Below are 20,513 nucleotides of genomic sequence, written 5' to 3'. Positions count from 1 at the left end.
GTGTCGCCGGGTCCGCCCTGGAGGCGATGGGTGCCGGTGTCGCCGAGCCGCGGCTGCGGGAACTGCCCGGTGCTGCCCGGGTCCTGACCGAGCTCCGGACGGGCGAACTGCCCGGTGTCACCCGGACCGCCCTGCGGGGCGCCACCGGGCCGCGGGAACTGGCCGGTGTCGGCCGGGCCCCGGCCGCCGTCCCGCTGCGGGCGGCTGAACAGGGACTCCCGCGGCTCGCCGTCGACGTCGTCATGACCGCGGGGGGCGTCCAGCGCGTCCCGCGAGGTGGAGGGCCAGTCGTCGTTGTCGCCGGCCGCCGCCCGCCGGGCGCCCCAGCTGGTGCCGGGCTGCTGCGGGGCGGGGAGCTCCGGTGCCGCGTCCCGCTGCGGGAGCTGCGGTCGGCCACCCCGGTCGCGGTCCGCCTCGGCACGGGCCGGGGCACCGGTCGGCGGGGCGACGGACGGCCCGTCACCACGGACCGGGAGGGCCGGACGGCCACCGGGGCCGGCCGCCGGGGCGGGCCGGGGCTCGTTGCCCGGGCGCCCCGCGTCGAACAGGCTTCCGCCGCCGGGCGCGGCCGGGCGGTCGCCGCCGGAGACCGGCCGGGTGGGCAGGCCGCCGGCCCCGGGCAGCGCGGGGCGCGCCCCGCCGCCGGGGACCTGGCGCCGGGGCGGCGCGGCCCCGATCAGCCCGGTGCCGCCGCCGTTCGAGGGGTCCTTGGCCGCCGGACCGCCGGGCTTGCCGGCGCCGGGAGCGCCGGCCTGACCGGGCTTCTTGCCGCCCTGGGCGACGTCCACCGGGAGCATGACCAGCGCGGTGGTGCCACCGGAGTCGGAGGGGCGCAGCTGGATGCGGATGCCGTGGCGCAGCGACAGGCGGCCGACCACGAACAGACCCATCCGGCGGGAGACCGAGACGTCCACGGTGGGCGGGCTGGCCAGCCGCTCGTTGATCGCGGCCAGGTCCTCGGGGGAGAGGCCGATGCCGGTGTCGTGGATCTCGACCAGCACCCGGCCGTCCGGCAGGGCGTGGCCGGTGACCTTGACCTTGGTCTGCGGCGAGGAGAACGAGGTGGCGTTCTCCAGCAGCTCGGCGAGCAGGTGCACGAGGTCGTTGACCACCCGGCCGGCGACCTCGGTGGCCGGGACCGCGCTCAGCTCGATGCGCTCGTACTGCTCCACCTCGGAGGCGGCGGCCCGCAGCACGTCGACCAGCGGCACCGGGCGGGTCCACCGGCGGCCGGGTTCCTCACCGGCGAGAACCAGCAGGTTCTCGCCGTTCCGGCGCATACGGGTGGCGAGGTGGTCGAGCTTGAACAGCGAGGACAGCTGGTCCGGGTCGGCCTCGCGCGACTCCAGTTCGGAGATGAGCGACAGCTGACGCTGGATGAGGCCCTGGCTGCGGCGGGAGAGGTTGGTGAACATCGCGTTGACGTTGCCCCGCAGCAGCGCCTGCTCGGCGGCGAGGCGGACCGCCTCGCGGTGCACGTCGTCGAAGGCCGCGGCCACCTTGCCGATCTCGTCCCGGCTGTGCACACCGACCGATTCCACGGAGGTGTCCACGTCCTGCGGATCGGACTCCGACAGCTGCTTGACCAGTTCCGGCAGCCGCTTCTGGGCGACGTCCTGCGCGGTGTCCTGCAGACGGCGCAGCGAACGGACCATGGAGCGGGCGACCACGAAGGCGCCCACCAGCGAGACACCGAGGACCAGCAGGATCAGCGCACCGTTGAGGATGGCGTCCTGCTCCGCCTCGTCACGCAGCTCGCGGGCCTTCTGCTCCATCTCGCTCAGAAGCGTCTGCTCGATCTTCGACATCGCTTCGATCTTGATGGTGTCCTGGTCGTACCAGTCCAGCGAGGAGCGGTCCTCGGAGGTGAGGCCGCGGTCGCCGCCGTCCCGCATGACGCGCTGCGCGTACTTGTCCGCGGCGGTGATGTCCGGGAGGCTCAGCGGCTCCAGCAGGTCCGAGGAGCCCTTGCGGTGGAAGTGGGTGAACCGGCCGAGGGCGTCGCCTTCCTTGTCCAGCGCCGAGGTGCCGTACCGCTTGTCGTTCGCCGACAGGTGCGGGCCGTCCGGATTGGCCAGGGCGGCGCTGATCAGCGCACGCTGGATCGACGCGTACTCCTTGGCGGCGGAGAAGGTCGCCAGCGCACGCGTGTTGGTGATCATGTCCCGGTTGCTGGTGGCCTGCGCCATGTCCTGGGACAGCGCCAGCAGCGAGGTGATCATCTCGTTGTAGCTGATGACGGTCTGCGAGATGTACTCGGGGTTGTCGTACGCCTCGTCCCGGACGCCCCGGATCTTCTGCAGCTGCTGGCTGATGTCGACCAGGGTGGCCTGGACGCCGTCCAGCGCCGAGTCCTTGGCGTCGAGCTCGTCGGCGGCCTTGGTGAACGCCTCGATGGCCCGGGTGGTGTTCTCCCGGGTGGCGATGACCCGGTCGTTCTTCTCGTTGCCGTCGCCGGCGAGCGGGCCCGCGGACTTGTCCCGCTCCTCCTGGAGCGCGTCGGCCAGCTGGGTGGCCTGCTGCGTCATCTCGGTGAGCAGCTTCATGTGGTCCAGCTGCTCGATGTTCTCCAGGGAGCTCTGCATGCGCAGCGCGCCGAGGCTGGTCGCCGCGACCACGGGCAGGGCGAGCAGTGAGACCAGTCGGGTGCTGATGCGCCAGTTGCGCAGGGCCAGGCGGGAGCCGGGCCCGGTGGGCCCCTTCGGCTGCGGCCGTGCCGTCTTCCCGGCCTCGGCGGAGGGCTTCGGCTGCGTGGCGGGCGGGGTCACCTCCGCACCGGTCTCGCCCGGCGTGCGGCCGGTGCCCTGGGCGCGCTGAGGCGAGGAGCCGCGGTCGGTCCCGCGCGGCTCCGGGTCCGCCGAAGCGTTGCTTTCCCTCTTGAAACGTCCCTGCACTAGCGTCGCAACCTCTGGACCAGGCGTTCCACCGATGGTCCGGTGGAACGGTGTCGTCGATGGGGACCGCGGCCCCCCGTAGCGGTCGTGAGTGACCGGCGCGCACACCTTTCATGTCATGAAGAGGAGAGCCACCGCCGCACGGCGTCTCTCTTCGTGTTGCGCCCCCTGCGCGCCGGGCTGAATCTTGCGGCGGTCCGTGGAATTCCAGCACAGTGCCGGAGTCTGCAACAAGGGCGAGGCCCAACCCTGTGATGCGCGTGACCCTCAGTACGGGTGGCATTACGGGACGTAGAAAGTCGTGTCGGTGATAACGGACTTTTCTCGCCCAATGGGGCGCCCTGGGAGGGTGTCCCGCTAGTCATGATCGAGAGCGGAACGTGTGCTTCAGAGGTGCAATGTCCGTTTCTTCTCTGTGGAATTGGTGCCCTATTTGTGACATTCGCCCAATGATTCGTGAGCAAACTCACATGCCGGTCAGGACTTTCTCCCCCGATCGGTGGGCATAGGCGCGTCTAGCCTGACGCTTTACAGAGACAGCCCGGACGACAACCGTCCGCACCACACACCAGCAGGGGTCCAGCCACCGTGAAGACGACGATGACGTCCCGCAACATAGCCAACCCGCGGCGCACCACCCTGGCGCACCTGAAGGACGGCGGCGAACTGCAGGCCGCCGTCCCGCAGCAGCCGGAGCACCCCGTCGACCTCCCGGCCAGCACCGCGAACCCCCGCCGGACGGTCCTGATGAAGGCGCCGGACGCCTGACGAGTGGCGCAGCGGGGAGCGCGCCACCCCCGCGATAGCCTGGAGCGTCAGTCTCCGGCCAGCATCAGTGAAGGGCGCGGCTCCCGTGCGCATCGCCAGATTCTCCCTCGACGGCAACGTCGCCTACGGAGTCGTGGAAGGGGACGCCTCGACCGAGGGCGGCCCCGTCCTCGACGTCATCAAGGGCATCCCCTACGGCGACTTCGAACGCTCGGGTGCGAAGATCCCGCTGAGCCAGGTGCGGCTGCTGCCGCCCACCCTCCCCAACAAGATCGTCGGCATCGGCCGGAACTACGCCGAGCACGCCGCCGAACTGGGCAACGACGTTCCGGACGTCCCGGTCGCCTTCTTCAAGCCCTCGACCGCGGTGATCGGCCCGGGCGACCCCATCGCCTACCCCCCTTCTCCGACGAGGTGCACCACGAGGCCGAGCTGGCCGTGGTGATCGGCCGGATGTGCCGGGAGGTCCCGCGGGACCGGGTCAAGGACGTGATCTTCGGCTACACCTGCGCCAACGACGTCACCGCACGCGATGTGCAGCGGCGTGAGAAGCAGTGGGCGCGGGCCAAGGGCTTCGACACCTCCTGCCCGCTGGGTCCCTGGGTGGAGACCGAACTCGATCCCGGTGACCTCGGCATCATGTGCACCGTCAACGGCGAACAACGCCAGCTGGGCCGGACCAGCGACATGGTGCGCTCGATCGAGGACCTGATCGTGCACATCACCGAGGCGATGACGCTGCTCCCCGGCGACGTCGTCCTCACCGGCACCCCGGCGGGCGTCGGACCCCTGGTCGTCGGCGACGAGGTCGCCGTCACCATCGAAGGCATCGGCACTCTCACCAACAAGGTGATCAAGCGTGGATAGCGCAACCTCCGCCCCTGTACGCGTACGTTTCTGCCCCTCGCCGACCGGCAACCCCCATGTGGGTCTGGTCCGCACGGCCCTGTTCAACTGGGCCTTCGCCCGCCACCACGGCGGCACGCTGGTGTTCCGGATCGAGGACACCGACGCCGCGCGGGACTCCGAGGAGTCCTACCGGCAGCTGCTGGAGGCGATGCGCTGGCTGGGCTTCGACTGGGACGAGGGCCCCGAGACCGGCGGCCCGCACGAGCCCTACCGGCAGTCGCAGCGCATGGAGATCTACGCGGACGTCGCGCGCCGGCTCCAGGAGGCCGGCCACGCCTACGAGTGCTTCTGCACCACCGAGGAGCTGGACGCCCGGCGGGAGGCCGCCCGCGCGGCCGGCCGGCCCTCCGGCTACGACGGCCAGTGCCGCGAACTCGACGAGGAGCGGATCGCGGCCTACCGGGCCGAGGGCCGCACCCCGATCGTGCGCTTCCGGATGCCCGACGAGCCGGTCACCTTCACCGACCTGGTGCGCGGCGAGCTGACCTTCACGCCGGAGAACGTGCCGGACTACGGCATCGTCCGGGCCAACGGCGCCCCGCTGTACACCCTGGTCAACCCGGTCGACGACGCGCTGATGGAGATCACGCACGTGCTCCGCGGCGAGGACCTGCTCTCCTCCACCCCGCGCCAGATCGCCCTGTACCGGGCGCTCGCCGAGATCGGGGTGGGCAACGGCACCACCCCCGCGTTCGGCCATCTGCCGTACGTCATGGGGGAGGGCAACAAGAAGCTCTCCAAGCGGGACCCGCAGTCCTCGCTCAACCTCTACCGGGAGCGTGGCTTCCTCCCCGAGGGGCTGCTCAACTACCTCTCGCTGCTGGGCTGGTCGCTCTCCGCCGACCAGGACATCTTCTCGGTCGAGGAGATGGTGGCGGCGTTCGACATCGGGGACGTCAACGCCAACCCGGCCCGCTTCGACCTGAAGAAGGCCGAGGCGATCAACGCCGACCACATCCGGCGGCTGGACACCAAGGACTTCATCGCGGCCTGTGAGCCGTGGTTGAAGGCCCCGCACGCCTACTGGGCCCCGGAGGACTTCGACCGGGCCGCCTTCGAGGCGATCGCCCCGCACGCCCAGACCCGACTGACGGTCCTCGCCGACATCACCGCCAACGTCGACTTCCTCTTCCTGCCGGAGCCGGTGGCGGACGAGGCGTCCTGGGCCAAGGCGATGAAGGAGGGCTCGGACGCCCTGCTGGCCACCGCCCGGGAGAAGCTGGGCGCCGCGGAGTGGAACGCCGAGGCGCTCAAGGCGGCCGTCCTGGCGGCCGGCGAGGAGCACGGGCTCAAGCTCGGCAAGGCGCAGGCCCCGGTCCGCGTCGCGGTCACCGGCCGCACCGTCGGCCTGCCGCTCTTCGAGTCCCTGGAGGTCCTGGGACGCGAGCGCACGCTGTCCCGCATCGACGCGGCCCTGGCCAGGCTGGCCGGCTGACCGCCGCCGCATGTCCGCCGAGGGGCGGTGACCGGACCGGTCACCGCCCCTCGGCGGCTTCCGGGACCGCCGGCGCGGTGGTCGCCGGCGCGGCGGGGCGGCCGTACGCGGGGGCGCGGGCGACCCGCGCGGATACCCGTTTTGGTGGGCCGTCCGGCATCAGGTAATGTTCTTCCTGCGCCGCCCGGGCGGGCCGAAAGGCCGGAGCGGGAGGCGTAACCAAACAAAACCCCGCAGGGGGTTGAGTTTTGGTGGGGTATGGTGTAATTGGCAGCACGAGTGATTCTGGTTCACTTAGTCTAGGTTCGAGTCCTGGTACCCCAGCAGAAGATCTTCGTCAAGGTCTTCTGTCCCAGCAGGACCAAGCCCCCGTTGTGTAGCGGCCTAGCACGCTGCCCTCTCAAGGCAGTAGCGCCGGTTCGAATCCGGTCGGGGGTACAGATCCTTCTCGCGTGATCACCCGGGTCGCTCCCGGTGACCACGACGCAGGATCGCTAGGGCCCCCGTTGTGTAGCGGCCTAGCACGCCGCCCTCTCAAGGCGGTAGCGCCGGTTCGAATCCGGTCGGGGGTACTGGTCTATACCACCATGGGCTATGGTGTAATTGGCAGCACGAGTGATTCTGGTTCATTTAGTCTAGGTTCGAGTCCTGGTAGCCCAGCTGGATCTGTTCAAGATCCTCGCCCCCGTTGTGTAGCGGCCTAGCACGCCGCCCTCTCAAGGCGGTAGCGCCGGTTCGAATCCGGTCGGGGGTACACACGAAGAAGCGGGGCCCTCCACTGCGGTGGAGGGCCCCGCTTCGTTCGGTTTCGTTTGTCTCCGGGGTCGCCCCGCTACTTCCCGCCGAACCGCCGGGTGGACTCCTCGGCCTGGGCCAGCCGCCGCAGGCTCTGCAGCACCGGCTCGTAGAGCACGGTCAGCGCCACGGCCGCCTCGATGCGCTCCGCGGGGGTCCGGTAGGTCTCCACCAGGTCCAGATCGGCCTCGGCCAGCCGGCCGGCGAGCCGGGCCTGGAACTCCAGGTGGTCGGTGGCGTGCGGGTAGCCGAGCCGGGCCAGGGTGGCGACGGCGGCCACCAGCATCCCGTACGCGGGGGCGGCGGCGCCGGAGTCCAGGCTGTGCTGCCACTGGAGGCGCTCCAGCAGCGTGTCCACCTGGCCGCGGGCGGCGGCCGTGGCGGGATCGTCCTCGTCCGGCTCCGGGCCGTGCGGCAGCGCCCAGACGGCCGCGCCGAGCCGGGTGTTCTGGTCCAGCGTCTCGTCGTCCGTCGCCGCGAGGACCTCGCGGGCGGTGGCCACCGGCATCCGGCCCACCTGGATCAGCGCGCGCACCAGCCGCAGCCGGCGCAGGTGGTCCTCGCCGTACTCGGACTGGGTCGCGGTGACCCGGGTGCCCGGTGGCAGCAGTCGCTCCCGCAGGTAGTACTTGATCGTCGCGGTGGGTACCCCGCTGCGCTCACTCAGCTCCGCCAGTCGCATTCCTCTTGCGCCTCCTATTGGACAGTGGCACTATCCAATCATGGATAGTGACGCTATCCAATGGCGTGCGCCGTCGGCGTCCGCCGTTTACCCGAGCGGACCGAAAGGTGCGGATCAGTGGGCAACGCAGTGATTCCCGGCCGGCACACGGCGGCGACCGAGGGGGACGTGACCCTGTTCGTCATCGGCATGCGCATCAACGACTTCCGGGCGGTGCGCAGTTGGTGGCCGGTCTTCTCGGCGATGCCGAAGATGCTCAAGGAGCTCTCCCGGGACCCGGACAGCGGGCTGCTCCACCACCAGTTGCTGTTCGGGCCGCCGCGGGTGATCTACGTCGCCCAGTACTGGGAGTCGTCGGAGAAGCTGCTCGCCTACGCGTCCGCCCCGGACCGGCTGCACCGGCCCGCGTGGGCGGCGTTCAACCGCAGGCTGAAGGCCGGGAAGGGCAAGGTCGGCTTCTGGCACGAGACGTATCTGGTGCCGGCCGGCCGCCATGAGTCGGTCTACATCAACATGCCGGAGTTCGGCCTGGGCCGGGCCGGAGGCGGAGTGGTGCCGATCGGCCGGCGCGGCGAGCGCGCGGCCGACCGGCTGCGGGCCGGCTGAGGCGGTCAGCCGTTGCGGCGCAGCGCCTCGCTGAGCCGGGCCGCGGCGTCGATGACCGCCTGGGCGTGCATCCGGCCCGGGTGGCGCGTCAGCCGCTCGATCGGGCCGGAGACCGACACCGCGGCCACCACGCGGTTGGAGGGGCCGCGGACGGGTGCGGAGACCGACGCCACGCCCGGCTCCCGCTCGCCGATCGACTGGGCCCAGCCGCGGCGGCGTACGCCGGACAGCGCGGTGGCCGTGAAACGGGCCCCCTGGAGCCCCCGGTGCAGGCGCTCGGGCTCCTCCCAGGCCATCAGCACCTGGGCCGCGGAGCCGGCCTTCATGGGCAGGGTGGAGCCGACCGGGACGGTGTCCCGCAGTCCGGACAGCCGCTCCGCCGCCGCCACGCAGATGCGCATGTCGCCCTGGCGCCGGTAGAGCTGGGCGCTCTCGCCGGTCACGTCGCGTAGGTGAGTGAGTACCGGGCCGGCCGTGGCCAGCAGCCGGTCCTCGCCGGCCGCCGCCGCCAGCTCGGCGAGCCGGGGGCCGAGTATGAACCGGCCCTGCATATCGCGCGCCACCATGCGGTGGTGTTCGAGCGCGACCGCGAGCCGGTGCGCCGTGGGGCGCGCGAGCCCGGTCGCTCCGACCAGCCCCGCGAGGGTGGCCGGACCGGACTCCAGAGCGCTCAGAACCAGAGCCGCCTTGTCGAGAACGCCGACGCCACTAGAGTTGTCCATGCAACGATACTTGCGTCTCACACTGTGAAACGCAAGTTCAATATTCCGGGGAACCCGCCACTGTAGGAAGTGCGGGCCCGCGGACCAGGGCACGCAGACGGCACGAGTTGGGCCGGCGATGCGGCCGGTCGGAGGGAAAGCGATGGGACGGACACTGGCGGAGAAGGTCTGGGACGACCACGTCGTCCGGCGCGCCGAGGGCGAGCCAGACCTGCTCTTCATCGATCTGCACCTGCTGCACGAGGTGACCAGTCCGCAGGCCTTCGACGGCCTCCGCAAGGCCGGCCGCCGGGTGCGGCGCACCGATCTCACCATCGCCACCGAGGACCACAACACCCCCACCCTCGACATCGACAAGCCGATCGCCGACCCGGTCTCCCGGGCGCAGTTGGAGACGCTGCGCAAGAACTGCGCCGAGTTCGGCGTGCGGCTGCACCCGCTGGGCGACGTCGAGCAGGGCGTGGTCCACGTGGTGGGACCGCAGCTGGGCCTCACCCAGCCCGGCACCACGGTGGTCTGCGGCGACAGCCACACCTCCACGCACGGCGCCTTCGGCGCGCTCGCCTTCGGTATCGGCACCAGCCAGGTCGAGCACGTGCTGGCCACCCAGACGCTGCCGCTGGCGCCGTTCAAGACCATGGCGATCACCGTCGAGGGCGAGCTGCCGGACGGTGTCACGGCCAAGGACCTGATCCTGGCGATCATCGCCAGGATCGGGACCGGCGGCGGCCAGGGCTATGTGATCGAGTACCGGGGCCCGGCGATCGAGAAGCTGTCGATGGAAGCCCGGATGACCGTGTGCAACATGTCCATCGAGGCGGGCGCCCGGGCCGGCATGATCGCCCCGGACGAGACCACCTTCGCCTACCTCGAGGACCGCGCGCACGCCCCCAAGGGTGCGGACTGGGATGCGGCCGTGGCGTACTGGCGTACCCTGCGCACCGACGACGACGCCGTCTTCGACCACGAGGTGGTCATCGACGCCGCCTCGCTGGCCCCGTTCGTCACCTGGGGCACCAACCCCGGCCAGGGCGCGCCGCTGTCGGCGTCGGTGCCGGACCCGGCCGCCTACGCCGACCCCAGTGAGCGGCTGGCGGCCGAGAAGGCGCTGGAGTACATGGGGCTGACGGCCGGTCAGCCGCTGCGGGAGATCGCCGTCGACACCGTGTTCGTCGGATCCTGCACCAACGGCCGGATCGAGGACCTGCGCTCCGCGGCCGCGGTCCTGGACGGCCGGTCGGTCGCCGAAGGGGTCCGGATGCTGGTCGTCCCCGGCTCGGTGCGGGTGGCGCTGCAGGCGGTCGAGGAGGGCCTGGACAAGGTGTTCACCGCGGCCGGCGCCGAATGGCGGCACGCGGGCTGCTCGATGTGCCTGGGCATGAACCCCGACCAGCTGGCCCCGGGCGAGCGCTCGGCGTCCACCTCCAACCGCAACTTCGAGGGCAGGCAGGGCAAGGGCGGCCGGACCCACCTGGTCTCGCCGCAGGTCGCCGCCGCCACCGCGGTGCTCGGCCACCTGGCTTCGCCCGCCGACCTGTCCGACGTCCCCACGCCCGCCGGAGTCTGAGATCACCATGGAAGCTTTCACCACGCACACCGGCCGGGCCGTCCCGCTGCGCCGCAGCAACGTCGACACCGACCAGATCATCCCCGCGCACTGGCTCAAGAAGGTCACCCGTGACGGCTTCGAGGACGGGCTCTTCGAGGCGTGGCGCAAGGACCCCGGCTTCGTGCTGAACCAGGAGGCGCACCGGGGCGCGACGGTGCTCGTGGCGGGTCCCGACTTCGGCACCGGGTCCTCCCGCGAGCACGCGGTGTGGGCGCTGCAGAACTACGGTTTCCAGGCCGTGATCTCCTCCCGCTTCGCCGACATCTTCCGCGGCAACTCGCTCAAGAACGGTCTGCTGACCGTGGTGCTGCCGCAGGAGACGGTGGACCGGCTGTGGGAGCTGGTGGAGGCCGACCCGGGGGCCGAGATCACCGTGGACCTCGTCGACCGCCAGGTCCGGGCCGAAGGAATCACGGCCGATTTCGACCTTGACGAGAACGCGCGATGGCGCCTGCTGGAAGGGCTGGACGACATCAGTCTGACCCTCCGGGAGGACGCCGCGATCGCCGCGTTCGAGGCCCGCCGACCCTCCTTCAAGCCCACCACGGTTGAGGTCTGAGCCCCCCGGTTCTCCCTGCACGGAACACGTTTGACACGATGCGTCGCCGGTCAGAGGACCGGCGACGCATCGGCGTGTTGAGGCCCCATGAGGCGACAACTCGCCGCAGATGGCACAATCACCGCATGGAACGCGACAGCCAACTCGAGCTCTACGCGGCCGTCGCGGCCCGCTTGAAGGAAGCGCACACAAGGGTGCGCGCACTGCAAGTCCCGGAGGGCGTACGGATGGCGCTGTCCCGGAAGCTGCTGGTCATCACGGCAGCGTCGAAGCACGATCTGGCGGACGCGGCTCGGCGTCTGGACCGGTTGATGGACGACCTGGACGCGGGTCGATTCCCCGAAGACCTCGGCGGCGACGGAAGTCCGTGACGGTCGAGTTCGTTGCGGCACAAGGGTGATTAGCCCGTTTCGTGTTTGATTTGCGGTATATATCTGCCTAACGTGCGAAAAAGCTTGAACACATTCGTTCCGGCGATGTCTCCGAAGGGGAAGACGTGAACAAGGCGCAGCTCGTAGAAGCGATTGCCGACAAGCTCGGCGGCCGGCAGAACGCCGCCGACGCGGTCGACGCGGTACTGGACGCGATCGTGCGTGCGGTCGTCGCCGGGGATCGAGTTTCGGTCACCGGCTTCGGTTCGTTCGAGAAGGTGGACCGCCCGGCGCGTTACGCCCGTAACCCGCAGACCGGTGAGCGCGTCCGGGTGAAGAAGACCTCGGTGCCCCGCTTCCGCGCCGGGCAGGGCTTCAAGGACCTGGTGAGCGGCTCCAAGAAGCTGCCCAAGGGCGGCGAGGTGTCCGTCAAGAAGGCACCGAAGGGCAGCCTCCAGGTCGGCGCCGTCGCGAAGAAGGCCGCGGCCAAGAAGGCGACCGCCAAGAAGGCCGCCGCGAAGAAGGCCGCCCCCGCAGCCGCCAAGAAGGCGGCTCCGGCGAAGAAGGCCACCACGGCCGCCGCGAAGAAGACCACCGCCGCGGCGAAGAAGACCACGGCGAAGAAGACGACCGCCGCCGCGGCGAAGAAGACGACCGCGAAGAAGGCCACCACGGCCGCGAAGAAGACCGCGCCCGCCAAGAAGGCCACGGCGAAGAAGGCGCCGGCCAAGAAGGCCACCGCGCGCAAGACCACCACCGCCAAGAAGGCCACCACCGCCCGCAAGAAGTGATCGCGGGCGGGCTGCGTCCCGCGCCGGGCCGGGCTCTCTCCGAAGAGCCCGGCCCGCGGTGTTTTCCCAGGCAGGGCCGGTCTGGTGCGGCCTTCCGCGGGCCGGCCGCACGGGCCGCGGCGGCAGCCGGGCGGTCACCCGCGGACGGACCGGGCGGCAGCCCGGCCCGGCGGCGCGCGCCGCCCGCGGGTCAGAAGGTCTGCAGGGTGAGGAAGGTGACGCGGCGCTCCGCGCCTTCGCCGGCCACCTCGATCCGCACCCGCTGACCGGGGCGCAGCAGGCGCAGGCCGCCCGCGTCGAAGGCCACCGCGTCGAAGGGCAGCGGAGTTCCGTCGTCCAGCAGCACGCTGCCGGCGCGGGTCTCGGGGTCGTACGTGTACGCGGTTGCCTGCATACCCGGCAGCGTATCCCCCGGCGGGAAGTCCGGTGCCACCGTGCGGGAGGAAGGGCGGCCCGGGGTCACCTCCGGGCGGCGCCGGCCCCGGCGGGCGGGGAGCGCGGCCGCAGCGGGCGGGAGGACCTCGGGCCCGGGGAGCCGGCGGCGCTCCGGCGCCGCCCACGCCTCCGGACCGTCGCGCCCCGGCAGGGCGCGGTGATCAGCCTCGGGCCGGGCGCCGCGGTCAACCGGTCGCCGTGGTCGGCAGGGCGCCCTGGTCGGCATGCCGGCGCGCGCCGGTCGGCCGCGGACCGGCGGGGCGCCGCGGCCCCGGGCCCGGACGGCGGTACCACCGGCGCCCGGCCGGGCGCGACGGCCTCAGCAGGGCGCGGTGTGCGCCGGCGGTTGCGGGTCCGGGCACCACGCGGCCAGCAGGCCGGAGGTGTGCGGACCGACGCCGAGCCGCAGCGCGGCCCGCAGGTCCGGCACCGTGTCCACGTCCTGCCGCACGCTGTCCACCGCGGAAAGACCCAGCTCACGAGCGCCCGACGCGAGGTGCCGGGCGCGCGAGGGCCCACCGAAGGCGGGCGCCAGCTCCACGCCCGCGCCGGCCGCCAGCAGCGTCGTCCCGATCCCCGCCGCATCCGCCAGGAAGGCCCGACCGGCGCCCGCGGCGGCGCGCAGCACCCGGTCCAGCTCCGCCGCCCGCAGGGCCGGCAGATCCGCGTTGAGCGCCGCCACCGGCGCCTGGGGAAGCGCCGCCCGCACCACCCGCGCGCCGTGCGCCAGCGCCGCGTTCAGCCCGTCCGCCGACGGTCCGGGGGCGTCCGGCACGATCCGTGCGCCCAAGGCGGACAGCGCACACCCGGCGCGCGCATCGTCCGTGACGACCACCACACCCCCGACGCGCCGGCAGGACAGTGCGGCACCCACCGTGTCCTGGGCGAACGCCAGCGCGAGATCGGGCCGCCAGCCTTCCGGCACACCGCCGTCGAGCCGGCTCTTCGCCTGCGACAAGGGCTTGAGCGGGACCACCAGGGTCCAGGTCAAGGGCGCTCCAATTCTCCGCACGGGCCTCATTCTCGCCTGCTGCCGCAGCCACCGGACACCCGCTCCGGATACGGTGTCCTCGACACTGCGGCTACCGGGAGCGACACTTGTGCGGCTGCGGGGGCGAGTGAAGGCAGCAGGTCAGCAGGGTTTCAGAGAGGGTGTTGGCGAGTGTCCGGCCGCAGAATCGGCATCTGGTACCGCATGGCTGCGGTCTTGGTAAAACCGCCCCTGGTGGTTCTGTTCAAGCGGGACTGGCGAGGAATGGAGAACATTCCCGCTGAAGGCGGATTTATCACGGCGATCAATCACAACTCGTATCTCGACCCACTGTCGTATGCGCACTTTCAGTACAACACCGGCCGAGTGCCGCGCTTCCTCGCCAAGGCCGGCCTCTTCAAGGGCAGCTTCGTCGGCACCTTCCTGCGGGGTCTGAAGCAGATTCCGGTCTACCGGGAGTCCACCGACGCCGCGAACGCCTTCCGGGCCGCCGTCGACGCGATCAACAAGGGCGAGTGCGTGGCGTTCTACCCGGAGGGCACCCTCACCCGCGACCCCGACATGTGGCCGATGCGCGGCAAGACCGGCGCCGCCCGGGTCGCGCTGCTCACCAAGGCCCCGGTCATCCCGGTCGCGCAGTGGGGGGCGAACGAGGCGGTGCCGCCGTACGCCAAGCGCAAGCGGGTCCGGCTCCTCCCGCGCAAGACCCTCCGGGTGGTCGCCGGGCCCCCCGTCGACCTGTCCGAGTTCTACGGCCAGGAGCCGACCGCCGAGGTGCTGCGCGCCGCCACCGACGCCATCATGGCCGCCATCACCGAACTCCTCGCCGAGCTGCGGGACGAACCCGCGCCCGCCGAGCCGTACGACCACCGCAAGGCCCGCGACGCCGGGGAGGGGGGCAAGTGACGCGCTGCGCGGTGTACGGCACCGGGTCCTGGGGGACCGCCTTCGCCATGGTGCTCGCCGACGCCGGCTGCGAGGTGACCCTGTGGGGCCGCCGCCCGGAGCTGGCCGAGGCCATCAACAGCGGCCGCACCAACCCCGACTACCTGCCCGGTGTCGAGCTGCCGCGGTCGGTCCGGGCCACCACCGACCCCGCCGAGGCGGCGGACGGCGCCGAGTTCACGATCCTCGCCGTGCCCTCCCAGACGCTCCGTGCCAACCTGGCCGGCTGGGTGCCGCTGCTGCCCTCCGACACCGTGCTGGTCTCCTTGATGAAGGGCGTGGAACTCGGCACCGCCAAGCGGATGAGCGAGGTGATCGAGGAGGTCGGCACAGCGTCCCCGGACCGGGTCGCGGTGCTCACCGGCCCCAACCTCGCCAAGGAGATCGCGGCCCGCCAGCCCGCCGCCGCCGTGGTCGCCTGCCGCGACGAGGGCGTGGCCCTGCGCCTCCAGGCCGCCTGCCACACGCCGTACTTCCGCCCGTACACCAACACCGACGTGGTGGGCTGCGAGCTGGGCGGGGCGGTGAAGAACGTCATCGCGCTCGCCGTGGGCATCGCCGACGGCATGGGGCTCGGCGACAACGCCAAGGCGTCGCTGATCACCCGCGGTCTGGCCGAGACCACCCGGCTCGGGCTGGCGATGGGCGCCGACGCGCACACCTTCGCGGGCCTGGCCGGCATGGGCGACCTGGTCGCCACCTGCTCCTCGCCGCTCTCCCGCAACCACACCTTCGGCACCAACCTCGGGCGCGGCATGACCCTGGCGGAGACCATCGCGGTCACCCGGCAGACCGCCGAGGGCGTCAAGTCGTGCGAGTCGGTGCTCGATCTGGCCCGCCGGCACGATGTCGACATGCCGATCACCGAGACCGTGGTGGACATCGTGCACGAGGGCAAGCCGCCGCTGGTGGCCCTCAAGGAGCTGATGTCCCGCAGCGCCAAGCCCGAGCGCCACTGACGGCGGACCCGGCGGGGCGCCCCGGCCCCCCCCGCCGGCCCGCGCCGCGCCGGCCGCCGGACCCCGCGCCGCCACCGGCCCCCGGACGGGCGCGGGCCCGCCGCCGGGCCCGGTGCCGCGGACACCGGCCCCCTGCGTCACTGACGGAAAAGCGACCGCAAGGTAATCTCAACGCGATATGAGCAGCGACACCACCACTCCCAGCCCAGGCCGCAGGCCGCGCGTCGCCGTCGTCTTCGGCGGGCGCAGCTCCGAGCACGCCATCTCCGTGGTCACCGCCGGTGCCGTCCTGTCCGCGATCGACCGGACGAAGTACGACGTGCTGCCGATCGGCATCACCGCCGACGGGCGTTGGGCGCTGACCGCCGACGACCCGCAGCGGATGGCCATCACCGACCGCCGCCTGCCCAGCGTCGCCGAACTCACCGAGTCCGCCGACGGCACCGTGCTGCTGCCGGTCGACCCCGCCAGCCGTGAGGTGGTCTACACCGAGCCGGGCAACGTGCCCAAGGTGCTGGGCGACGTGGACGTGGTCTTCCCCATGCTGCACGGCCCCTACGGCGAGGACGGCACGCTGCAGGGCCTGCTGGAGCTCTCCGGGGTGCCGTACGTGGGCTCCGGGGTGCTGGCGTCGGCCGTCGGCATGGACAAGGAGTACATGAAGCGGGTGTTCGTCTCCTTCGGGCTGCCGGTCGGCCCGTACGAGGTGATCCGCCCGCGGGAGTGGGACCGCGACCCGGCGGCCGCCCGCAAGAAGATCGTGGACTTCGCCGCCGAGCACGGCTGGCCGGTCTTCGTCAAGCCCGCCCGCGCGGGCTCCTCCATGGGCATCTCCAAGGTCGACTCGCTCGCCGGGGTCGACGAGGCGGTCGCCGAGGCGCGCCGCCACGACCCCAAGATCATCATCGAGTCGCTGCTCAGCGGTCGCGAGATCGAGTGCGGTGTGCTGGAGTTCGAGGACGGACCGCGCGCCAGCGTCCCCGCCGAGATCCCGCCGGTCACCTCCCACGACTTCTACGACTTCGAGGCCAAGTACATCGACTCGGCCACCGGCATCGTCCCCGCGCCGCTGACCGAGGCGGAGACGGCCGAGGTGCAGCGGCTGGCCGTGCGGGCCTTCGAGGCGGCGTCCTGCGAAGGTCTGGTGCGCGCCGACTTCTTCCTGCAGGACGACGGCGAGTTCGTGATCAACGAGATCAACACCATGCCCGGCTTCACGCCCATCTCCATGTACCCGCGGATGTGGCAGGAGAGCGGCGTGAGCTACCCGGAGCTGGTGGACCGCCTGCTGCAGGCCGCGCTGAGCCGCAGCACCGGCCTGCGCTGAGCCGCCGCGCGGGCCGCGCCACCGGAGCGCCGCGGGGGACCCCCGGTCCGCCGCGGCCCGGGCGGCCCGGCGCTCAGATCCCGGCCGGCACGGTCTTCCGGACGGCGCCTGCGAGGTCGATCAGCACGTTGACCTCGGGGGCGTAGTCGTCCGGCACCACCACCTCGACGTACGCCCTGCGCAGCGTGGTGGTGAAGCGATAGCCGCCGTCCTGCTTCTCGATGACCCAGCCGACGCCGTTCAGCTCGGCGGAGTCCGGGAGCGCGTTGTACGCTTCGCTGCCGGGCGTGAGCACGTCAGGCTGGGGCACGCCGCAGCGCAGCTCGACGGCCGGGTCGCCCCACGCCGCGGTGAAGTCCGACGCCGGGTCGGTCTCCCGCCGGTCGAGGCCGTCCAGCTGCCGGGGCAGTTCCCGGTGCAGTGCCCGGCACATCGCCACCGCCTTCGCCGGCGGAGTGGGAACCGCCGGTCCGGCGGCCTCGTCGGTGGAGGTGCAACCCGCCGCCGGCACCAGCACCAGCGCGGCGGCGGCAAGACTGATCAGCCGACGGGACGAGAAGTTCACCGGCCGAGCATACGGGGGAGCTACAGATGCACGACCGGGCAGGTCAGGGTGCGCGTGATGCCGTCCACTTGCTGGACCTTGGCGACCACCATCCGGCCGAGCTCGTCCACCGTGTCGGCCTGCGCGCGCACGATCACGTCGTACGGCCCGGTGACGTCCTCGGCCTGGATCACCCCCGGGATCTGTGAGATGACTTCGGCGACGGTCGACGCCTTGCCGACCTCGGTCTGGATCAGGATGTACGCCTGTACCACGGAACCTCCAGGGCGGCTACGAGGATCATGTGGGGAGAAGGGACGCCACGGTACCGCGTCACCGAGCGGCGCGGGGAGACCCGGGCGGCCTGCGCGGCGCGGCGAACGGCACCACAACGTGCGCGAGTGACGCAGGAAAACGAGCGCGAGCTGTCCGGGAACGATCGTGAAGGGGTGACGGAATGGCGCACACTTCTCCGGGGGACGGTGCCGGGGAGCGGCTCCGCGACCACGGGCCGGGCCCTGGGCACGGCGAAGCCGAGGACACCAACACCGTGAGGAGAAGCGCAGTGAAAGGCACCGTGGGCGAGCTGGGGGAGTTCGGGCTCATCAGAGAGCTCACCTCACGGCTCACCAGCACCCGGGCGGTACGGCTGGGGCCCGGGGACGACGCCGCGGTGGTCGCCGCACCCGACCGCAGGGTCGTGGCCAGCACCGATGTGCTGCTGGAGGGCCGGCACTTCCGCCGCGACTGGTCCACCGCCTACGACGTCGGCCGGAAGGCGGCGGCCCAGAACCTCGCCGACATCGCGGCCATGGGGGCGGTGCCCACCGCGCTGCTGCTGGGCCTGGTGGTGCCCGCGGACCTCCCCGCCACCTGGCCGAACGAGCTGATGGACGGATTGCGCGACGAGTGCCAGGTGGCCGGCGCCGCGGTCGTCGGCGGCGACGTGGTCCGCGGCGACACCATCACCGTGGCGATCACCGCCCTGGGTGACCTCCGCAACCAGGACCCGGTCACCCGATCCGGTGCCCAGCCGGGCGACGTGGTCGCGGTCACCGGCTGGCTGGGCTGGTCGGCGGCCGGTCACGCGGTGCTCTCCCGCGGCTTCCGCTCCCCCCGGGCCTTCGTCGAGGCGCACCGCCGCCCGGAGCCGCCGTACCACGCGGGTCCGGCCGCCGCCGGGCTCGGCGCCACCGCGATGACCGACGTCAGCGACGGCCTCGTCGCCGACCTGGGCCACATCGCCGAGGCCAGCAAGGTCCGCATCGACCTGCGGTCCGGCGACGTCGACATCCCCACCCAGATGTCCGACATCGCGCAGGCGGTGGGCGTGGACCCGCTCCAGTGGGTGCTCAACGGGGGAGAGGACCACGCCATCGTCGCCACCTTCCCGCCGGACGTGAAACTGCCGGCCCGCTGGAAGGTGATCGGCGAGGTGCTCAACCCCTCCGCCCTGCCGTACGTGACGGTGGACGGGGCGCCCTGGGCGCACGGCGGCTGGGACCACTTCGGCGACGAGGCGGGCGCCGAGTAGATTCGGCGGCATGCCGCACATACCCGCGTCCGAAGCACCGCCGCCCCCGGGCGTCCCGCCGCACCCGCCGTGCGTCCTCACCGTCGCCGGCTCCGACTCCGGCGGCGGTGCCGGCATCCAGGCCGACCTCAAGACGATGCTGGCGCTGGGCGTACACGGCATGAGCGTGCTCACCGCCGTCACGGCGCAGAACTCCCGGGGCGTCCAGGGCGCCTGGGAACTGCCCGCGGAGGCGGTGCGCGCGCAGTTCCGCAGCGTCGTCGACGACATCGGCGTGCAGGCGGTGAAGACCGGCATGCTGGCCTCCGCCGAACTCGTGGAGACCGTCGCCGGGCTGCTCGCCGAGCTGACCGTGCCGGTGGTCGTCGACCCGGTGGGCGTCTCCAAGCACGGCGACCCGCTGCTGGCGGCCGAGGCGCTCGGCGCGGTCCGCGGCAAGCTGCTGCCGACCGCCACCGTGGCCACCCCCAACCTCGACGAGGTGCGCCAGCTGACCGGCGTACGGGTGACCGGCGAGGCCGACCTGCGGCGGGCCGCCGACGCGATCCTCGGCCACGGGCCCCGCTGGGCCCTGATCAAGGGCGGTCACCTGGACGGCGAGGCGGTGGACCTGCTGACCGACGGCACCGAGGAGCACTGGCTGCGCGCCCCGCGCCACGACAACCGGCACACCCACGGCACCGGCTGCACCCTCGCCAGCGCCATCGCCGCCGGGCTGGCGGGCGGGCTGCCGGTGCCGGACGCGGTCCGCGCCGCCAAGCGGTACGTCACCGGCGCCATCGCGGCCGGTTTCCCGCTCGGCTCGGGCATCGGCCCGGTCGACCACGGCTGGCGGCTGCGCGACTGACCCGGGCCCCGGGCCGCCGGCGGTGACGGCCCGGGCGGCCGGGACCGGCCCGGTTCCGCCCGGTCCGGTTCCGCCTGGCCCGGTTCCGCCCGGTCCGGTTCCGCCTGGCCCGGTTCCGCCCGGTCCGGGTTCCCCACCGGTCCTGCCCGGCCCGGCCGGTCACGCCACCGGGCCGCCGGCGGTGGACGGCGGAACGCGAAAAAGCCGGTCCACCGAGGTGGACCGGCCTTGACGACCGGAGGGCTGCGCTACGACGGAGTCGAAGTCGTACACGCGAGACCGGCTCCCCGCTGCATGCGGGGAGTACCGTCCGCTAGCGCGAGACCTTGCCGGCCTTGATGCACGAGGTGCAGACGTTGAGCCGCTTCGGCGTCCGCCCGACCACAGCACGCACCGTCTGGATGTTGGGGTTCCAACGACGGCGAGTGCGGCGGTGCGAGTGCGAAATGTTGTTGCCGAAGCCCGGCCCCTTGCCGCAGACGTCGCAGTTGGCAGCCACGGGTCACTCCAAAGACTTCAGATACACGTACGGTGAAAGCCCGGCGTGCCAAGGTCGTGGACGACCGGCAGTACCAGGGAAAAGAAGCCCGATTCGCATCGGGCAACCGGAGCAGCATACTACGGCCGCTTCCGTACCTCGAAACTACCATGAGCGGCCGGTGGCCCGCCGGGCGGCCACCGCCCCGGCCGGCGGACTGACGGCGCCGCGCGGCCCGACTACCCTGCGGTGGGCCGCCCAGGTCATTCACCGCGCTCACGCGCGCTGTTCCGCTGCCAGCCAGGAGGACGC

The 20,513-nt window shown here is 72.1% G+C and carries 20 protein-coding genes, 5 tRNA genes and 1 pseudogene; 18 read left to right on the top strand and 8 right to left on the bottom strand.

The annotated features are described in order from the left end of the window. A partial coding sequence (locus ACH4B3_RS00720; RefSeq protein WP_398460533.1) for a nitrate- and nitrite sensing domain-containing protein occupies positions 1 to 2,894 on the bottom strand: 2,894 nt, incomplete at its 3' end. 588 nt (positions 2,895 to 3,482) lie between these two features. Here ACH4B3_RS00720 and ACH4B3_RS00715 point away from each other — a divergent pair. The 8 genes and pseudogenes from ACH4B3_RS00715 (at position 3,483) to ACH4B3_RS00680 (ending at position 6,760) form a co-directional block, all read left to right on the top strand. After that, on the top strand, positions 3,483 to 3,662 hold the full coding sequence (locus ACH4B3_RS00715; RefSeq protein ID WP_398460532.1) for a hypothetical protein: 180 nt from the start codon (positions 3,483 to 3,485) through the stop codon (positions 3,660 to 3,662). 85 nt (positions 3,663 to 3,747) lie between these two features. Further along, a pseudogene (locus tag ACH4B3_RS00710) lies at positions 3,748 to 4,529 on the top strand (fumarylacetoacetate hydrolase family protein). Further along, on the top strand, positions 4,522 to 6,006 hold the full coding sequence (gene gltX / locus ACH4B3_RS00705; protein WP_398460531.1) for a glutamate--tRNA ligase: 1,485 nt from the start codon (positions 4,522 to 4,524) through the stop codon (positions 6,004 to 6,006). The pseudogene ACH4B3_RS00710 and the gene gltX overlap by 8 nt, the downstream one beginning before the upstream one ends. Positions 6,007 to 6,258: 252 nt before the next feature. After that, positions 6,259 to 6,330, top strand: a tRNA-Gln gene (locus ACH4B3_RS00700). Between the two features lie 41 nt (positions 6,331 to 6,371). Beyond that, a tRNA-Glu gene (locus tag ACH4B3_RS00695) sits at positions 6,372 to 6,444 on the top strand. Between the two features lie 61 nt (positions 6,445 to 6,505). Continuing rightward, positions 6,506 to 6,578: transfer RNA gene (locus ACH4B3_RS00690), tRNA-Glu, on the top strand. A gap of 16 nt (positions 6,579 to 6,594) precedes the next feature. After that, positions 6,595 to 6,666, top strand: a tRNA-Gln gene (locus tag ACH4B3_RS00685). A gap of 21 nt (positions 6,667 to 6,687) precedes the next feature. Next, positions 6,688 to 6,760: transfer RNA gene (locus tag ACH4B3_RS00680), tRNA-Glu, on the top strand. A 78-nt stretch (positions 6,761 to 6,838) separates the two neighbouring features. Here ACH4B3_RS00680 and ACH4B3_RS00675 read toward each other — a convergent pair. After that, a complete protein-coding gene (locus tag ACH4B3_RS00675; protein ID WP_398460530.1) occupies positions 6,839 to 7,483 on the bottom strand; it encodes a MerR family transcriptional regulator in 645 nt (214 codons plus the stop codon). A 117-nt stretch (positions 7,484 to 7,600) separates the two neighbouring features. Between ACH4B3_RS00675 and ACH4B3_RS00670 the strand changes: the two genes are divergently transcribed. Continuing rightward, the gene (locus tag ACH4B3_RS00670; protein ID WP_398460529.1) at positions 7,601 to 8,089 is read left to right on the top strand and encodes a DUF4188 domain-containing protein; all 489 of its coding nucleotides are present in this window, start codon (positions 7,601 to 7,603) and stop codon (positions 8,087 to 8,089) included. Positions 8,090 to 8,094: 5 nt separating this feature from the next. Here the strand turns inward: ACH4B3_RS00670 and ndgR are convergent, their stop codons facing one another. Next, complete coding sequence (gene ndgR / locus ACH4B3_RS00665) at positions 8,095 to 8,811, bottom strand: IclR family transcriptional regulator NdgR (RefSeq protein ID WP_398460528.1); 717 nt, start codon at positions 8,809 to 8,811, stop codon at positions 8,095 to 8,097. A 142-nt stretch (positions 8,812 to 8,953) separates the two neighbouring features. Here ndgR and leuC point away from each other — a divergent pair, with 142 nt between their 5' ends. From leuC to ACH4B3_RS00645, 4 genes are all read left to right on the top strand, one after another. Further along, positions 8,954 to 10,378 (top strand): 3-isopropylmalate dehydratase large subunit, encoded by a 1,425-nt coding sequence (gene leuC, locus ACH4B3_RS00660; RefSeq protein ID WP_398460527.1) that lies wholly within the window; start codon positions 8,954 to 8,956, stop codon positions 10,376 to 10,378. Positions 10,379 to 10,385: 7 nt separating this feature from the next. Beyond that, a complete protein-coding gene (leuD, locus tag ACH4B3_RS00655; RefSeq protein WP_398460526.1) occupies positions 10,386 to 10,979 on the top strand; it encodes a 3-isopropylmalate dehydratase small subunit in 594 nt (197 codons plus the stop codon). A 125-nt stretch (positions 10,980 to 11,104) separates the two neighbouring features. Beyond that, the gene (locus tag ACH4B3_RS00650) at positions 11,105 to 11,350 is read left to right on the top strand and encodes a hypothetical protein (protein WP_398460525.1); all 246 of its coding nucleotides are present in this window, start codon (positions 11,105 to 11,107) and stop codon (positions 11,348 to 11,350) included. 125 nt (positions 11,351 to 11,475) lie between these two features. Then, complete coding sequence (locus ACH4B3_RS00645; protein ID WP_398460524.1) at positions 11,476 to 12,141, top strand: HU family DNA-binding protein; 666 nt, start codon at positions 11,476 to 11,478, stop codon at positions 12,139 to 12,141. Positions 12,142 to 12,331: 190 nt separating this feature from the next. Here ACH4B3_RS00645 and ACH4B3_RS00640 read toward each other — a convergent pair whose 3' ends face one another. After that, entirely contained in the window at positions 12,332 to 12,535 is a 204-nt protein-coding gene (locus ACH4B3_RS00640; RefSeq protein WP_398460523.1) for a hypothetical protein, read from the bottom strand. Positions 12,536 to 12,895: 360 nt separating this feature from the next. Continuing rightward, entirely contained in the window at positions 12,896 to 13,567 is a 672-nt protein-coding gene (gene cofC, locus ACH4B3_RS00635) for a 2-phospho-L-lactate guanylyltransferase (RefSeq protein WP_398460522.1), read from the bottom strand. Positions 13,568 to 13,738: 171 nt separating this feature from the next. On the opposite strand from cofC, the gene ACH4B3_RS00630 reads away from it, so the two are divergent. The 3 genes from ACH4B3_RS00630 (at position 13,739) to ACH4B3_RS00620 (ending at position 16,798) form a co-directional block, all read left to right on the top strand. Continuing rightward, positions 13,739 to 14,473, top strand: coding sequence for a lysophospholipid acyltransferase family protein (locus ACH4B3_RS00630; RefSeq protein ID WP_398460521.1), 735 nt, complete (start codon positions 13,739 to 13,741; stop codon positions 14,471 to 14,473). 47 nt (positions 14,474 to 14,520) lie between these two features. Further along, positions 14,521 to 15,471, top strand: a complete 951-nt coding sequence (locus ACH4B3_RS00625) for an NAD(P)H-dependent glycerol-3-phosphate dehydrogenase (protein ID WP_398461538.1) — start codon at positions 14,521 to 14,523, stop codon at positions 15,469 to 15,471. Positions 15,472 to 15,649: 178 nt separating this feature from the next. Next, positions 15,650 to 16,798 carry a D-alanine--D-alanine ligase family protein gene (locus ACH4B3_RS00620; protein WP_398460520.1) on the top strand — a complete coding sequence of 383 codons (1,149 nt, stop codon included), beginning with the start codon at positions 15,650 to 15,652 and terminating at the stop codon, positions 16,796 to 16,798. A gap of 73 nt (positions 16,799 to 16,871) precedes the next feature. On the opposite strand, the gene ACH4B3_RS00615 is transcribed toward ACH4B3_RS00620, so the two are convergent. Then, a complete protein-coding gene (locus ACH4B3_RS00615) occupies positions 16,872 to 17,363 on the bottom strand; it encodes a DUF3515 domain-containing protein (RefSeq protein WP_398460519.1) in 492 nt (163 codons plus the stop codon). 20 nt (positions 17,364 to 17,383) lie between these two features. Then, a complete protein-coding gene (locus ACH4B3_RS00610; RefSeq protein ID WP_398460518.1) occupies positions 17,384 to 17,617 on the bottom strand; it encodes an Lrp/AsnC family transcriptional regulator in 234 nt (77 codons plus the stop codon). A 290-nt stretch (positions 17,618 to 17,907) separates the two neighbouring features. On the opposite strand from ACH4B3_RS00610, the gene ACH4B3_RS00605 reads away from it, so the two are divergent. Beyond that, complete coding sequence (locus ACH4B3_RS00605; protein ID WP_398460517.1) at positions 17,908 to 18,876, top strand: thiamine-phosphate kinase; 969 nt, start codon at positions 17,908 to 17,910, stop codon at positions 18,874 to 18,876. Between the two features lie 10 nt (positions 18,877 to 18,886). Continuing rightward, on the top strand, positions 18,887 to 19,723 hold the full coding sequence (gene thiD, locus ACH4B3_RS00600) for a bifunctional hydroxymethylpyrimidine kinase/phosphomethylpyrimidine kinase (protein ID WP_398460516.1): 837 nt from the start codon (positions 18,887 to 18,889) through the stop codon (positions 19,721 to 19,723). 313 nt (positions 19,724 to 20,036) lie between these two features. Here thiD and rpmB read toward each other — a convergent pair whose 3' ends face one another. After that, positions 20,037 to 20,222, bottom strand: coding sequence for a 50S ribosomal protein L28 (rpmB, locus tag ACH4B3_RS00595; RefSeq protein ID WP_009714771.1), 186 nt, complete (start codon positions 20,220 to 20,222; stop codon positions 20,037 to 20,039). Positions 20,223 to 20,513: the final 291 nt, after the last annotated feature.

This window comes from Streptomyces sp. NPDC018031 (genome assembly GCF_044327625.1).
Lineage (GTDB): Bacteria > Actinomycetota > Actinomycetes > Streptomycetales > Streptomycetaceae > Streptomyces.
The sequence above is the reverse complement of the archived record's forward strand: the minus strand, read 5'-3'. Positions and strand labels throughout refer to the sequence as shown.

Bases quoted from the DNA above. Each gene is read 5' to 3' on its own strand.
- ACH4B3_RS00675 (WP_398460530.1), bottom strand. From the start codon at position 7,483: ATGCGACTGGCGGAGCTGAGTGAGCGCAGCGGGGTACCCACCGCGACG.
- ndgR (WP_398460528.1), bottom strand. From the start codon at position 8,811: ATGGACAACTCTAGTGGCGTCGGCGTTCTCGACAAGGCGGCTCTGGTT.
- leuC (WP_398460527.1), top strand. From the start codon at position 8,954: ATGGGACGGACACTGGCGGAGAAGGTCTGGGACGACCACGTCGTCCGG.
- leuD (WP_398460526.1), top strand. From the start codon at position 10,386: ATGGAAGCTTTCACCACGCACACCGGCCGGGCCGTCCCGCTGCGCCGC.
- ACH4B3_RS00650 (WP_398460525.1), top strand. From the start codon at position 11,105: ATGGAACGCGACAGCCAACTCGAGCTCTACGCGGCCGTCGCGGCCCGC.
- ACH4B3_RS00640 (WP_398460523.1), bottom strand. From the start codon at position 12,535: ATGCAGGCAACCGCGTACACGTACGACCCCGAGACCCGCGCCGGCAGC.
- ACH4B3_RS00625 (WP_398461538.1), top strand. From the start codon at position 14,521: ATGGTGCTCGCCGACGCCGGCTGCGAGGTGACCCTGTGGGGCCGCCGC.
- ACH4B3_RS00620 (WP_398460520.1), top strand. From the start codon at position 15,650: ATGAGCAGCGACACCACCACTCCCAGCCCAGGCCGCAGGCCGCGCGTC.
- thiD (WP_398460516.1), top strand. From the start codon at position 18,887: ATGCCGCACATACCCGCGTCCGAAGCACCGCCGCCCCCGGGCGTCCCG.